General features: G+C 62.6%; 14 protein-coding genes. 7 read left to right on the top strand and 7 right to left on the bottom strand.

Annotated features, from left to right (window positions below; genetic code table 11):
- Positions 1–66: 66 nt before the first annotated feature.
- The 4 genes from SKZ59_RS08035 to SKZ59_RS08020 are packed head-to-tail and all read left to right on the top strand — an operon-like array spanning position 67 to position 2,813.
- The gene (locus SKZ59_RS08035) at positions 67–795 is read left to right on the top strand and encodes a nucleotidyltransferase domain-containing protein (protein ID WP_319991337.1); all 729 of its coding nucleotides are present in this window, start codon (positions 67–69) and stop codon (positions 793–795) included.
- Entirely contained in the window at positions 792–1,715 is a 924-nt protein-coding gene (locus SKZ59_RS08030; protein WP_319991336.1) for a TIGR04222 domain-containing membrane protein, read from the top strand. Before SKZ59_RS08035 ends, SKZ59_RS08030 begins: the two co-directional genes overlap by 4 nt.
- On the top strand, positions 1,705–2,559 hold the full coding sequence (locus tag SKZ59_RS08025) for a DUF692 domain-containing protein (protein ID WP_319991335.1): 855 nt from the start codon (positions 1,705–1,707) through the stop codon (positions 2,557–2,559). The genes SKZ59_RS08030 and SKZ59_RS08025 overlap by 11 nt, the downstream gene beginning before the upstream one ends.
- Complete coding sequence (locus tag SKZ59_RS08020) at positions 2,556–2,813, top strand: hypothetical protein (RefSeq protein ID WP_152546516.1); 258 nt, start codon at positions 2,556–2,558, stop codon at positions 2,811–2,813. The genes SKZ59_RS08025 and SKZ59_RS08020 overlap by 4 nt, the downstream gene beginning before the upstream one ends.
- 7 nt (positions 2,814–2,820) lie before the next feature.
- On the opposite strand, the gene SKZ59_RS08015 is transcribed toward SKZ59_RS08020, so the two are convergent.
- Complete coding sequence (locus tag SKZ59_RS08015; protein WP_319991334.1) at positions 2,821–4,710, bottom strand: serine hydrolase domain-containing protein; 1,890 nt, start codon at positions 4,708–4,710, stop codon at positions 2,821–2,823.
- Between the two features lie 86 nt (positions 4,711–4,796).
- Between SKZ59_RS08015 and SKZ59_RS08010 the strand changes: the two genes are divergently transcribed.
- Entirely contained in the window at positions 4,797–5,159 is a 363-nt protein-coding gene (locus tag SKZ59_RS08010; protein ID WP_034755352.1) for a DUF4870 family protein, read from the top strand.
- Between the two features lie 36 nt (positions 5,160–5,195).
- Here SKZ59_RS08010 and SKZ59_RS08005 read toward each other — a convergent pair whose 3' ends face one another.
- The 4 genes from SKZ59_RS08005 to phaC form a co-directional block, all read right to left on the bottom strand.
- The gene (locus SKZ59_RS08005; protein ID WP_319991333.1) at positions 5,196–6,362 is read right to left on the bottom strand and encodes a cystathionine beta-lyase; all 1,167 of its coding nucleotides are present in this window, start codon (positions 6,360–6,362) and stop codon (positions 5,196–5,198) included.
- Positions 6,363–6,474: 112 nt separating this feature from the next.
- A complete protein-coding gene (gene rimO, locus SKZ59_RS08000) occupies positions 6,475–7,830 on the bottom strand; it encodes a 30S ribosomal protein S12 methylthiotransferase RimO (protein WP_128143344.1) in 1,356 nt (451 codons plus the stop codon).
- Positions 7,831–8,023: 193 nt separating this feature from the next.
- Positions 8,024–8,587, bottom strand: coding sequence for a polyhydroxyalkanoate synthesis repressor PhaR (gene phaR, locus SKZ59_RS07995; protein ID WP_010399000.1), 564 nt, complete (start codon positions 8,585–8,587; stop codon positions 8,024–8,026).
- Positions 8,588–8,811: 224 nt separating this feature from the next.
- Positions 8,812–10,536, bottom strand: a complete 1,725-nt coding sequence (phaC, locus tag SKZ59_RS07990; RefSeq protein ID WP_319991332.1) for a class I poly(R)-hydroxyalkanoic acid synthase — start codon at positions 10,534–10,536, stop codon at positions 8,812–8,814.
- Between the two features lie 105 nt (positions 10,537–10,641).
- Here phaC and SKZ59_RS07985 point away from each other — a divergent pair, with 105 nt between their 5' ends.
- On the top strand, positions 10,642–10,875 hold the full coding sequence (locus tag SKZ59_RS07985) for a hypothetical protein (protein WP_319991331.1): 234 nt from the start codon (positions 10,642–10,644) through the stop codon (positions 10,873–10,875).
- 16 nt (positions 10,876–10,891) lie between these two features.
- On the opposite strand, the gene pgeF is transcribed toward SKZ59_RS07985, so the two are convergent.
- Complete coding sequence (gene pgeF, locus SKZ59_RS07980; RefSeq protein WP_070305031.1) at positions 10,892–11,677, bottom strand: peptidoglycan editing factor PgeF; 786 nt, start codon at positions 11,675–11,677, stop codon at positions 10,892–10,894.
- A complete protein-coding gene (locus SKZ59_RS07975; protein WP_034755341.1) occupies positions 11,677–12,702 on the bottom strand; it encodes an RluA family pseudouridine synthase in 1,026 nt (341 codons plus the stop codon). Before SKZ59_RS07975 ends, pgeF begins: the two co-directional genes overlap by 1 nt.
- An 89-nt stretch (positions 12,703–12,791) precedes the next feature.
- Between SKZ59_RS07975 and SKZ59_RS07970 the strand changes: the two genes are divergently transcribed.
- Positions 12,792–13,595, top strand: coding sequence for an outer membrane protein assembly factor BamD (locus tag SKZ59_RS07970; protein WP_034755339.1), 804 nt, complete (start codon positions 12,792–12,794; stop codon positions 13,593–13,595).
- The last annotated feature ends 38 nt before the right edge of the window (positions 13,596–13,633 follow it).

The following is a 13,633-nucleotide window of genomic DNA, read 5'->3' as shown; positions in this document are numbered from 1 at the left end:
ATGGCACAAGTTTGCTATATTGCAAACTTGCGATCATCCCGCCAGCCCATCATGAAAGAGCACCGCATGCCGCCACCGCTGCCAGAAGAAATACAACGCCACCTCGATATATTCGTCGCCGCCGCGCAAAAGGCCTTCGGCGCCGACCTGGCCGCCGCCGTGCTGTTTGGCTCGGCCGCCGATGGCCAGCTGCGCGCCACCTCCGACGTCAACCTGCTGTTGCTGCTCAAGCGCTTTACGCCACAGGCGGCCGATGCGCTGCGCGGCCCCTTGCGCCTGGCACACGCCGCCATCGATTTGCAGGTGATGTTCCTGCTCGAAAGCGAATTGACGCAGGCCGCCGACGCCTTCGCCGTCAAATTCGCCGACATCATCGCACGCCACCAGGTACTGCATGGCGTAGACCCTTTCGCCAGCCTGCACACGAGCCGCGACGCCGTGCTGCGCCGCCTGCGGCAAGTGCTGCTGAACCAGCAGGTGCGCATGCGCGAACGGTATATGCTATTGAGCCTGAATGAAGAACAGCTGGCCGGCGCCATCGCCGACGCGGCCGGCCCGCTGCGTTCGGCGGCGGCCTCGCTGGCGCAGCTCGAGGGCAAACCTGCGCAGTCCGGCAAGCAGGCGCTCGAAGCGTTTGTCGACCAGCTGGGCGAGCCGGCCCTGCACGTGGCTTTGCACACCATGTCGGCCGCGCGCGAAACGGCGCGCTTGGCGCCGGGGCAGGCCCTGCCCGCCTTCACAAGCCTGATGGCGATTACCGAACGCCTGCGCGAACACGCGGAGCAGATGCGGTGACCGGCTTCAATCCCTTTGACTGGAGCGGGCCATCGTTCCTGCTGGCCTACCTGATCTTCGGCGCGCTCGTGTACTACCTGGTGCGCGAGCTGCTGATCCGCCAGGAGCTGCGTAATCCGCACGCCCAGCTGTCGCTGGCCGATGATCCCTACCGCATTGCTTTTTTGCGTGGCGGCGCGCTCGAAGCCGTGAAAATCGCCGCCATCGTGCTGGTCGACCGCGGCTTGCTGCGCGCCGACGGCCCGTTGCTGGAAACGGCCAGCGCCGACAGCCTGCGCTTTGCCAGCCACAACATCGAACGCGACGTGCTGCGGCTGTACCTGGGCCGCCAGGGCCACAGCAAGGAACTGGCCGTGCAGGCCGACATGCTGCCATCGTGCCGCGCCTACCAGGAGACGTTGACGCGGCAGGAATTGCTGGTCGGCCCGCCGCTGCTGCGCCGGCGCGAACGCATCACCTGGGCCGCGCACTGGCTGCTGCTGACGGTGGCCGGCGTCAAAGCCGTCATCGCCATCAGCCGCCAGCACTACAATCTGCTGTTCCTGGCGGCCCTGCTGGCGATTTTTCTCCTCATGCTGCGCGGCTTGCGCACCCAGGCGACCAGCTGGAGCGCGCAGCGGCTGCTGACCGACCTGCGCATGCTGTTCGGCCGCCTGAACATGCGCTCGGCGCGCCTGCAGGCGGGCAGCAGCAGTGCCGACATGGCCCTGCTGGCCGCCATCTTCGGCATCGGCGCCCTGCCCTTGTCCGTGTACGCGTATGTCGCCGAGCTGTATCCGGCGCCCCGGCAAAATGGCGGTGGCGACTCCTCGTCCAGCAGCACGGGCGACTCCGGCGACTCGTCATCGGGCGGCGGTGGCGGTGACGGCGGCGGCAGCGGCTGTGGCGGTTGCGGCGGTGGCGGCGGCTGTGGCAGTTAGCCAGGATGCCACGCGCGACCGCGTCGGCCTGGGCTGGCGCGGCGAACTGGCTGCCGGCATCCTGTCCCACTTGGCGCGGATCGACGTGCTGGAAGTGATCGCCGACGATTATTACGGCGCCTCGCGCGCCGGCATTTCGGCCTTGCGCAGCCTGGCGCGCCAGGTGCCGGTCAGCCTGCATGGCGTGGGCATGGGGCTGGCGTCGACGATTGCCGCCAACCCGCGCCGCCTGCATGCGATGGCGCGCCTGATGCAAGCGGTGCAGGCGGAATCGTGGTCCGAGCACCTGAGTTTCGTGCGTGCCGGCGGCATCGAGATCGGCCACCTGGCGGCACCGCCGCGCACGCCGCACAGCGCCGCGGGCGCCATCGCCAATATCGCGCTGGCCACGCGCATCGTCGGCAGCGCGCCGCTGATGGAAAACATCGCCACCCTGGTCCAGCCGCCTGCCAGCACCATGGACGAAGCCGAGTGGGTGGCGCAGATTATCCACGGCGCGCAGGTGCCGCTGCTGCTCGACCTGCACAACCTGTATGCGAATGCCGTGAATGCCGGCGAGTCGCCGCAGGAACTGCTGCTGCGCCTGCCCCTGGACAGAGTCGGCGCCGTGCACCTGAGCGGCGGCCACTGGATCGAAGCGCCGGGCGGCGGCCAGCGCTTGCTGGACGACCATCTGCACGATGTGCCGCCCGAAGTCTTCGATCTGTTGACCGTGCTGGCGCGCCATGCGCCGCAACCGTTGACGGTGACAGTCGAACGCGACGGCAATTACCCGTCGTTCGAGCATGTGCTGGGCCAGCTGGAATCGGCGCGCGCGGCCTTGCGCGCGGGGCGAAACGCATGAGTTCCCCCGCACTGGAAACCTTGCTGGCAAGGCTGTACACGGACGACGCCCTGCGTGCCGCCTTCCTGCTTGAGCCACTTGCGCAAGCCTTGCAGCATGGCTTGTCGCCGCAGGAAGCGGAGGCGATAGCCGCAATGGACCGCATCGGCCTGCAGATGGCAGCAGCGAGCTACCGCGCCAAGCGCGCCGGGCGCGCTGGCCAGACGAAACCAGCGCAACGCTGGTGGCGCCGGCTGCTGCAAATGTGGCGCTAAGCGCCCGCTACAGCTGCCACATACGCAGCGGCAGCAAGCCCCACCAAGCCAGCACCAGCAGCAGTTGCAAGGCCGCCAGCAAGGCCACCCAATCCCATTTCGCCAGCGAGCCCGCCTCGGCCGCCGTGCCGCGGCTGCGCCAGCAGCGGGCCAAACCGAACGCCGTCGCCAGCGGCAGCGCGCCCGTCGCCAATGCCAGCAGCACGCTGGCGATGGTGACGTCGCCCAGGCGCAGATAAGACTGGAAATAGAAAAACGGCAGCGGCAAGAGCAGCGCCAGCATGGCCAGCAAAGGCGCGAACAGATGGTCGCCCCGTTCCAGGCTGCGCCGCGCGGCGCGCCACACGCCCACCAGCAGCACGTACAGCAAGCCGGCCGCCCCGAGGGCCAGGCTGCCCCACAGCACCAGCATGCGCAGCATCGACGCGCGCTCATAGCTGCGCAAGCCATCGCTGAGCACATGCTTGCCATCCTCCTGCATCAGCACGTGCGATGGCGTGCTGCGGTCGCTGGCGCGGAACAGCAGGCCGCCCACCGGTTCCAGCTCCTTCGGCTCGCCCTGGAACGGGATCAGGAACAGCGACTCGCCATCCCATTTCACACGCGTAAAGCCGAAGACGGCGTCGACCCAGGCCATGCTGGCCATGGGGCTGGGCGACGGCACGTAGACGCCCTGCCAGTTTTCCACCGTCGGCGCGGGCGTGCCGCGTGGGGCCGGCGCGCGCAGCGGCAGTTCCAGGTCACGCAGCAGCAGGCGGTTGAAGCGCTCATAGTCGGCCTGCTCTGCATCCGTATTGAAGGCCACGAAGAAGGCGCTGTCCTGCTCCGGGTAGATGCACAGCATGGCGCGAAAACCGCCAGTCGTGCCGGGATGGCAGGCACCCACCACGTTATGGCGGTCGCGTACGGCCAGCGCCAGGCCGTGACCCGTTGCCAGGCCCGCCTGCGCCGCATCCGTGCCGGCCGGTTCGGACAAGGCGCCCATCAGCGCCAGGTCGATGAACTGCGTGCCCTGCAGCTTGCCATCGCCCATCAGGAATTGCGCCAGCTTGCCCATGTCGGCCGCTGTAGTGGTAAATTGCGCGGCCGGACGCAAATACTGGGGCACGGCCGGCTGCGCCACGCCATGTTCGAAGTGGCCCATGGCCAGACGCGGGTCCGCATGCGCTCCCGCCTGGGTGCTCATTTGCGTACTCATTTGCGTAACATAGGCAAACGTGCTGTCCGCCATGCCCAGCGGTTGCAGCAGCTGCGCGTCGAGATAGCGTTCATAGGGCTGGCTCGTGACCTTCTCGATCACCATGCCCAGCAAGCCATAGCCCATGTTCGAGTACGCATAGCGGCTGCCGGGCCGCGCGCGCACGCGCAGCAGATTGCGTCCACCGTCAAAGCCCTCGGCCAGCGGCGTCTCCGGCGCCGGGTTCAGGCTGAACGCCTGCCAGAAGCGCACGTTATCGAGGCCCGACGTATGCGCGAGCAGGTGGCGGATGCGCACGGGGTCGCTGGCCTGCCACGGATTTTTCAGCGCCAGTTCCGGCAGCACCTGCTGCAATGGCGTGTCGAGCGTGAGCTTGTCTTCGCTGACCAGGCGCAAGACGCCCAGCGCCAGCGCCACCTTGCCCACGGAGCCCACCTGCATGCGCGTGTCGGTCTGCATCGGTATATTCTTGGCGGCATCGCGCAAGCCGGACGCGCCGACTTTGACTGTTCCGTCAGGCAAGACTTCACTCCAGACGGCGCCCGCCAGGCCCTCGTCCTTCAAGCCGGCGGCGAACTCCGCCTCCAGGGTGGGGCCGGCCGCATGGGCAGCCGTGACACACAGCAGCAAGGCTGGCACGGCGCGCTGCAGCCATGACCTCGCGCGCGCGGCCACGGTAAGATATCGATCTCGTTTCAACAATGTATTCTGCCTTTTTCCATGGACTGCGCTCCTGCGCCGCTTTGCTTGTTACAATTAAAAATTGAGCAACGACGGGAGCTTTCATGTCACAAGATATTATTTTGGATACCCAACTCCAGCAGACCAAAAACCTGGCCTGGTGGTTGTACCTGATACATGGCGCCAGCTTCGTGTTTTCGCTGGGCGCGTTTTCCTTCATTCCGCTCATCATCAATTACGTGAAGCGGGACGAGGCGGCCGGGACCTTCGTGTACAGCCATCACAGCTGGATGATCCGTTCCTTCTGGTGGTATGTGGCCTGGGTCGTCGTCGGCGCCATCCTGTGGGTCACGCTGATCGGCATTCCGCTGGCCATCATCGTGTGGGGCGTGGCCTGGCTGTGGAAAGCGTACCGCTTGCTGCGCGGCTTCCTCGACCTGAACAACAACAAGCCCGTGCCCATGTAACAAGTGCTTCGCGGCAAGCCAACGGCTTGCCGCCGCCTACATCGCCGCGAACGCCCGTTCGATATCGGCGATCAAATCCTGCGGATCTTCCAGTCCCACGTTCAGGCGCACCAGCTGGCCTGGCAACTGCCAGCCCTTGCGCATGGCGGCAATGCGGTACGGCATCACCAGGCTGTTCGCGCCACCCCAGCTGTAGCCAATCTTGAACAACTGCAAGGCATCGACGAAACGGTCCGTCTGCGCCTCCGTGTAGCGGGCATCGAACAGCACGGAAAACAGACCGCCCGCGCCCGTGAAATCACGCTGCCAGATGGCGTGGCCCGGGCAATCGGCGAACGCCGGATGCAGCACCGTGGCGATCTCGCTGCGCCCCTTGAGCCAGGCGGCCACCGTGCGCGCGCCCGCATCGTGCGCGTCGAAGCGCAGCTTCATGGTAGGCAAGCCGCGCAGCACCAGATAGGCGTCGTCCGCCCCCACGCCCATGCCCAGACGCATGTGCGCCTGCGCCAGGCGGTCGTGCAGCGCCCGCTCGCGCGTGATCAGCGCACCCATCAGCACGTCCGAGCCGCCCGACTGGTATTTCGTCAGCGCCTGCATGATGATATCCACGCCCAGGTCGAAACCGCGCAGGGCCAGGCCCGCCGACCAGGTGTTGTCCAGGGCCACCAGCACGCCGCGCGCATGGGCGGCCGCACAGATGGCGGGCAAGTCCGGCACTTCCATCGTCACGGAACCTGGCGCTTCGGTCCAGATCAGTTTGGTGTTTGGCTGGATCAGGGCGGCGATGCCGGCGCCGATGAGCGGATCGTAATAGCGGGCCGTGATGCCGAAGTCCTGCGCCAGCCAGCGTCCCAGTTCGCGGTTCGGGTTGTATATATTTTCCGGCAATAAAACGTCATCACCCGTTTTCAACAAGGCAAAATCCGCCATGGCGATGGCCGCCAGGCCCGACGGCGCCAGCAGGCAGTGCTTGCCCCCTTCGATTTCGGCCAGCCGCGCTTCCAGGGTGAACGTGGTGGGCGTGCCGTGCAAGCCGTAGGTGTAGGCGTTCTTCTCTTTCCAGTCGCCCGAGCGCATGGCCGCGACGTCCTTGAACAGCACGGTGGACGCATGGTGGATGGCGTTCGGAAACGCGGCGAAGCCTTGCGGCGCCTGGTAATCGCTGTGGATCAGCGCGGTTTGCGGAGATTTGGGTGTGGTCATGGCGTCGGGAAATAAAAAAGGCGGATCAGCCTGTGCTGGTCCGCCTTGATTGTAAGGGCTTATGCCCTTGCCTGCCGTACGTATGACAGAGTGTTACACCTGCGAAAAATTTTTATTCCGCAGCGCCCCACAAGTCATGCGCATCCGCGGACGTGATGGTCACGTCAACAAATTGGCCGACCGCCAGCTTGCGGTGCGGTTCGAACGGCGGCTTCACATACACGACGCCATCGATTTCCGGCGCGTCGGCGGACGAGCGGCCCACGCCGCCCGAGCGGGTGACTTCATCGATCAGCACGCGCACGGTCTTGCCGACCTTGGCTTGCAGGCGTTTCTTGGAAATTTCTTCCTGCAGCAGCATGACGCGGCCGCGGCGCTCTTCGCGCAGCTCTTCCGGCACGGGGTTGGCGATGGCGTTGGCCGTCGCGCCTTCGACAGGCGAATAGGCGAAGCAGCCGAGGCGGTCGATCTGCGCTTCCTTGAGGAAGTCGAGCAGGTATTCGAATTCCGCTTCCGTTTCGCCTGGGAAACCGGCGATGAAGGTCGAGCGTATCGTCAGGTCCGGGTTGATGGCGCGCCAAGCCTGGATGCGGTCGAGGTTTTTCTCGCCGCTGGCCGGACGCTTCATGCGTTTCAGGACGTCAGGGTGCGCATGCTGCATCGGAATATCGAGGTAAGGCAGGATGTGGCCGCCGCTCATCATCGGGATGATCTGGTCCACGTGCGGGTACGGATACACATAGTGCAAGCGCACCCAGGCGCCGTAGGACTTGGCCAGTTCGCCCAGCGCTTCCGTCAGCTGCGTCATGTGGGTCTTCACGGGACGGCCATTCCAGAAGCCGGAGCGGAATTTCACGTCCACGCCATACGCCGACGTATCTTGCGAAATGACCAGCAATTCCTTGACGCCGGACTTGAACAGGTTTTCCGCTTCGATCATCAGTTCGCCGATCGGACGCGAAACGAGGTCGCCGCGCATGGACGGGATGATGCAGAAGCTGCAGCGGTGGTTGCAGCCTTCGGAAATTTTCAGGTAGGCATAGTGCTTCGGCGTCAGCTTGACGCCTTGCGGCGGCACCAGGTCGAGGAATGGCGCATGCGGCTTCGGCAGGTGCAAGTGGACGGAATCCATCACTTCGGCCAAAGCGTGCGGGCCCGTGACGGACAGTACTTTCGGGTGCACCTTCATGATGATGTCGTCGCCGGCAGCATCTTTCTTGGCGCCCAGGCAACCGGTGACGATCACTTTACCGTTTTCAGCCAGCGCTTCGCCGATGGCGTCGAGCGACTCTTGTACGGCGGCATCGATAAAACCGCAGGTATTGACGATCACCAGATCGGCGCCAGCGTAGGATTTCGCCGTTTCGTAGCCTTCGGCGCGCAGTTGGGTCAGGATTTGTTCGGAGTCGACCAGCGCTTTCGGGCAGCCGAGCGAGACAAAGCCCACTTTCGGCGCCGCACCTGGCATGGCCAGCATGGCCTCGGGCTGGGCGGAAGGAACAGGAATACGGTGAATTTCAGACATAGTTGGCAGCTAGTAAAATGGTGAGGCGAATCGGCTATTGTACCCCGAGCCGCTCCTTGCTGGCAGAACTATGCTGTTTTGATGACGCCGATACAACTCACGGGCGATCAAATCGCCCGGTGAGCGTGTGGCTAGACTATTTCTTGTCCGTTGGCGGGACAGGCGGAACAAACGGGAACGTGCCGAACAGATTCTTGCTCTGGCTTTGCATCTGCTCCTGCATCTGCACGAACAGGCTCTTGCTCTGGTCGATGTAGTTGTTCATCATGCCTTGCATCATCGGGCCCTGGACATTCATGAACTGGGTCCACATTTCAGGGCTGAATGGCTTGCCTTCGAAGCTGCCGGCCGAGGTGCCCGTGAATTTGTGCTGGATATCGGTGAACGCTTGCACGTTCTTTTCCAGGTAGGATCCCATCATGCCCTGCATGGCGTGGCCATAGTAGCGGATGATCTGCGACAACACGCTGCTCGAGAACATCGGTGCACCGTTCGCTTCCTCTTCCAGAATGATTTGCAGCAAGATGCTGCGCGTCAAATCTTCATTGGATTTGGCATCGACGACCGTAAACACCTCATTGTCCAACACCAGCTGCTTGACGTCCGTCAAGGTGATGTAGGAACTGGTTTGCGTGTCATACAGACGGCGGTTGGGATATTTTTTAATCAGGCGGTCTATACTTTTTTTTGCACTACTCATCACAAGTTCCACTTATTGCGCCGCAGCGCATACTGAGTTGATTCGAAAAAAAAGCGAACCAGGGTCCGCTTTCGCACCTGCCTACGTTTTCCATTATAGAGTGGAAAACGGCTCCATTGCACATCAGGGTAGTAGATTCCCGCATTTATTGCAACGCAACTAAAAGTAGATTCCTGACAAGACCGGAGATTACGCCGGTCTTGTCAGCAAAAACGCTTTGTGAATTAATCCGCTCTGACTTTAACATACCGGCCCGGCGCCGCCTCGATAGCCGCGTGGCGCTTGTTGCCTGGCTTGCCTGGTGCCTTCACCTGGGTGCCGCCGTGTTCGGCCAGGAAGGCCGCCCATTCGGGCCACCAGCTGCCCACGTGCTCGGTCGCGCCTTCCATCCATTGCTCGGCAGTCAAGGGCTTGGCTTTCGCCGTACGGGCGCCTTTGCCTGCGTCATTGCTCCAGTAGCTGCGCTTTTTCTTCGAGGCAGGATTGATCACGCCGGCGATATGGCCCGAAGCGCCGAGGATAAAGCGGTTGGCTTTCGGTTTTTTCGGATTCAGCAAGGCCGTGCTGGCGTAGGCCGCGCCCCAGGGCACGATATGGTCTTCGCGCGAACCGTAGATGAAAGCGGGCGCGTCGATGCTGCTCAGGTCGACCTTTTCCCCGGCCACCGTCAGCTTGCCCGGCACTTTCAGGCTGTTTTCCAGGTAAGTGTTGCGCAGATACCAGCAGAACATGGGGCCTGGCAAGCCCGTGCCGTCACCGTTCCAGTACAGCAGGTCGAACGCGGGCGGCTCCTTGCCCTTCAGGTAATTCGACTGCACGTAGTTCCACACGAGGTCGTTCGGCCGCAGGCTCGAGAAAGTGCTGCCCAGGTCGCGGCCCGTCATCAGGCCGCCCTTGGCCAGAGACTGCTCGCGCAGCGCCACTTGTGGCTCGTCGATAAAGACGTCGAGCGCGCCCGTATCGCAGAAATCGAGGAAAGTGGTCAGCAGTGTCAGGCTGGCGGCCGGATTCTCGCCGCGCGCCTTGAGCACGGCCAGCGCCGTCGAGACGATGGTGCCGCCCACGCAAAAGCCGAACATATTGAGCTTGTCCTGGCCGGAGATTTCCTGCGTGACCTTGATCGCTTCGATCACGCCTTGCTCGACGTAATCGTCCCACGTCAGGTGCTGCATGCTCATGTCCGGATTGCGCCAGGACATCAGGAACACGGTATTGCCCTGCTCCACCGCGTAGCGCACGAGCGAGTTTTCTGGCTGCAAGTCAAGGATATAGAATTTATTGATGCACGGCGGCACCATCAACAGCGGCCGCTGGTGTACCGTGGCCGTCATCGGCGTGTACTGGATCAGCTGGAACAAGGCGTTTTCAAATACCACCGTGCCTGGCGTGGTGGCCACGTTGCGGCCCACTTCGAAAGCCGACTCGTCGGACTGCGAAATGCGGCCCTTCTGCATGTCGGCCAGCATATTGCTCAAGCCCTTGGTCAGGCTTTCGCCCTTGGTCTCGATCAGGGTTTGCTGGGCGTCGGGATTGGTGGCAAGAAAGTTGGCCGGCGACATGGCATCGACGATTTGCTGCACGGCAAACGCAATCTTTTGCTTCTGGTGCGGCGTCGCTTCCACGGCATCGGCCATGGCGCCGAGAAACTCCGCATTGAGCAGGTAGGCGGCCGCATTGAAGGCCGACAAAGGGCTGGCGTGCCAGGCGGGCGCGGCGAAGCGGCGGTCTTTCAGCTCCGGCACCTTGCCGGCCATAAAGTCGGCCCACAAGCCCGTCAGCTTGGCCACGTAGGCGTTTTTCAGTTGCTCGATCGCTTCCGGCTTGATGCTGGCGCCCGCATCCTGCAAAATGCCGGCAATCGGATTGCCCTGGGGCTGCGGTACCATGTTGAACCACGTCTTCCACTGCTCAGGATTGCTGATCTGCGCCATCCATTCTTTGGTCATCATTTGAGGATCGGGCATATTCATAGGTATATGTAAGTCCATTCAAGAATTAATAAATAATTACTTCCGGGCCACCTGCATGCAAACTTTTACTGACTGGCAATACCAATGATGCTCATGACCGCTGTTGCCTGGATCTATGTCGTTGGCCTCATGGCGCTGACGGAACCGTCCATCGTCGCCGGGGTGATGACCTTCGTGCTGTACTGCGTCATCCCCCTGTCCATCCTATTCTATCTGACGGGCTCGCGGCGACGCAAACGCAAGGCCGTGCGCATCGCGGAACAGAAGGCGCGCGCCCAAGCCTCAGCAGACGATAAAACAAAAACGGCAGACACATAAGTGTCTGCCGTGCAGATTATTTGCGCCAGATCAAGCTGGCCTGTCTTCCCGTGACGCCATCGCGCCGGTACGAGTAAAACTGCGCCGCATCGCTGACGGTGCAGTATTCCCCGCCTGCCACTTGCGCCACGCCATCGCGCAGCAGCATGGTACGCGCCAGCGCATAGATGTCGGCCAGGTATTTGCCCGGCTTGCCAGCGATGGCGACGAAGGCGGCGCTCAATACTTGCCGTTCAACATCATCACGCGCGCCGTCGCGTAACGCTTGCAGCACGTCCTGACCCACTTCGAATTGCTGCGGACCAATGGCCGGCCCCAGCCAGGCGAGGATGTCCGTCGCGCCCTGCTCCCGCATTGCCGCAACCGTGCGCTGCAAGACGCCGTTGGCCAGGCCGCGCCAGCCCGCGTGGGCCGCACCGACGACGAGGCCATCGGTCGAACAGAAGAGTACCGGCAGGCAATCGGCCGTCATCACCACGCACACGGCACCAGGCAAGGCGGCGATACTGGCATCGGCGTCCGGCACATGGCCGTCCAGCTTGCCAGCATCGGCCACAACCACGCCATGCACCTGCGACAGCCAGGCCGGCTCGGCGGGCAAGATGGCCGCCAGCCGCGCGCGGTTGGTGGCCACGTGCGCGGGTTCGTCGCCCACGTGCGTGCCCAGGTTCAAGCCACCGCCGCCCTGCCCGTCACCATACGGACCCTGGCTCACGCCGCCCGCGCGCACGGTCGCCAGCGCGCCCACGTTCGCGGGCAAGCCGGGCCAATCGGGTATAAGGCAAGGCAACGGCGACGTCATCAGACCTGTTCCGGCTCGGGAATACCGGCGGTAGCGATCAGCTCGGCGAAATCATCGGCCAGCGGCACGATCCACTCGCACGCTTCCAGGGTGCCCGGATGCACGAGGCCCAGGCGACGCGCCTGCAGCGCCTGGCGCGAGAAGACGGACACCAGGTGCTGCTTGCCGTACACGTAATCGCCGACCAGCGCGAATCCCAGATGCTGCATGTGCACGCGAATCTGGTGCGTGCGGCCTGTTTCCAGGCGGCATTGCATCAGGCTCACGGGACGGCGGTCGAGTTCGCCGCTGCCGATCAATTCATAGTGCGTGATGGCGGGCTTGGCGGTAAAGTTTTCCGAGACGGCCATCTTGACCCGGTCGCGCGGGTGGCGCGCGATGGACGCATCGATGGTACCCGCCATTTTCGGCGTGCCCCACACGAGCGCGAAATATTCGCGCTTGACGGTGCGTGCCTGCAACTGGCGCACGAGGTCCGTTTGCGAAGCGAGTGTCTTGCCGACGACCATCAGGCCGCTCGTATCCTTGTCCAGGCGGTGCACGATGCCCGCGCGCGGCACGCCAGCCAGCTGCGGACAGTGGTGCAGCAAGCCGTTGAGCAAGGTGCCCGACCAGTTGCCGGGGCCCGGATGCACGACCAGTCCGGCCGGTTTGTTGATGACGATGATATGCTCATCTTCGTGCACGATGTTCAATTCCATCGCTTCCGGCTTAAAAGCCTCGTCTTCCGGCGCGCTTTGCGGCAGAATGACGATCTTTTCGTCGCCATAGGCGGTCATGTTGCGTTTGGCAACTTTTCCATCGACGGTCACGAAACCGGCTTCCAGCCACAATTGCAAGCGGCTGCGCGAATATTGCGGCACCAGCTTGGAGATGACTTTATCGAGGCGGTGGCCGCAGGCGTCCGGCGTCAGTTCCAATGTAATCGGGGCCATTTCCTCGAAGACGTCGTCGGCGGCAAAATCGCCGTCAAACGCCTCTTCGGCAGCATGGTCAGAAAGGGAGTCAAACGCGGGGTCAGCCAAATTAGGCTTCGGAGTTAATATCACAGCATTCCCATCGGCTATAATCAGCCTATTGTAAAATCTTGGTTAAAACCTTCTTGCAAAACGTCATGCAAAAAAAATTATCGTTGGTAGTCGCTTCAGTCGTTCTGCTCGGCATGTCCGCTTGCAGCTTGTTGCCTGAAAAAGTGGATGAGACCAAAAACTGGTCCGTTACGAAATTATACTCGGAGGCGCGTGAAGAAATGGCCGGGCAGCACTATGAAGCTGCAATCGGCCTGTTCCAGAAGCTGGAGGCTAACTATCCTTTCGGCAACTATGCTCTGCAAGCGCAGATGGAGATCGCTTACGCGTATTATAAGTCGGGAGACCAGGCGCAGGCACTGGCTGCCGTCGAACGCTTCATCAAGTTGCATCCGAACCACGCCAATGTGGACTATATGTACTACTTGCGGGGCCTGATCAGCTTTAATGACCAGATCAGCTTCCTGAACTTCCTGTACGAGCAAGACCCGACCGAGCGCGATCCGAAAGCCACGCGCGAAGCGTTTGCCGCCTTCAAGCAACTGGTCGACAAGTTCCCGAATAGTAAATATGCGCCCGATTCGCTGGCCCGCATGAACTATCTGATCGATGCCATGGCGAAATACGAAGTGCACGTGGCGCGCTATTACTACCGCCGCGGCGCCTACCTGGCCGCCGCCAACCGCGCGCAAACGACGGTCAGCGACTTCCGTGCCTCGCCGGCCATCGAAGAAGCGCTGTTCATCATGTACCGCTCGTATGACAAGCTGGGCTTGACTGACCTGCGCGACGATGCCTTGCGCGTGCTGACCAAGAACTACCCGAACACGGCATTCCTCAGCCCGGAAGGGGTGAACAAGGAACGCAAGTGGTGGAAATTCTGGCAGTAAGATAAGAAAAAACCGGGCTAGCCCGGTTTTTTCTTAGC

Origin of the sequence: Janthinobacterium sp. GMG2 (genome assembly GCF_033949445.1) — a bacterium.
Lineage (GTDB): Bacteria > Pseudomonadota > Gammaproteobacteria > Burkholderiales > Burkholderiaceae_D > Janthinobacterium > Janthinobacterium aestuarii.
Note: the sequence above shows the minus strand (reverse complement) of the source record. Positions and strands in the feature narration are given on the sequence as shown.

Excerpts from the sequence above, each read along its gene's own strand:
- SKZ59_RS08035 (WP_319991337.1), top strand. The coding sequence starts at position 67 with ATGCCGCCACCGCTGCCAGAAGAAATACAACGCCACCTCGATATATTC.
- SKZ59_RS08020 (WP_152546516.1), top strand. The coding sequence starts at position 2,556 with ATGAGTTCCCCCGCACTGGAAACCTTGCTGGCAAGGCTGTACACGGAC.
- SKZ59_RS08010 (WP_034755352.1), top strand. The coding sequence starts at position 4,797 with ATGTCACAAGATATTATTTTGGATACCCAACTCCAGCAGACCAAAAAC.
- SKZ59_RS08005 (WP_319991333.1), bottom strand. The coding sequence starts at position 6,362 with ATGACCACACCCAAATCTCCGCAAACCGCGCTGATCCACAGCGATTAC.
- rimO (WP_128143344.1), bottom strand. The coding sequence starts at position 7,830 with ATGCCAGGTGCGGCGCCGAAAGTGGGCTTTGTCTCGCTCGGCTGCCCG.
- phaR (WP_010399000.1), bottom strand. The coding sequence starts at position 8,587 with ATGAGTAGTGCAAAAAAAAGTATAGACCGCCTGATTAAAAAATATCCC.
- phaC (WP_319991332.1), bottom strand. The coding sequence starts at position 10,536 with ATGATGACCAAAGAATGGATGGCGCAGATCAGCAATCCTGAGCAGTGG.
- SKZ59_RS07985 (WP_319991331.1), top strand. The coding sequence starts at position 10,642 with ATGATGCTCATGACCGCTGTTGCCTGGATCTATGTCGTTGGCCTCATG.
- pgeF (WP_070305031.1), bottom strand. The coding sequence starts at position 11,677 with ATGACGTCGCCGTTGCCTTGCCTTATACCCGATTGGCCCGGCTTGCCC.
- SKZ59_RS07970 (WP_034755339.1), top strand. The coding sequence starts at position 12,792 with ATGCAAAAAAAATTATCGTTGGTAGTCGCTTCAGTCGTTCTGCTCGGC.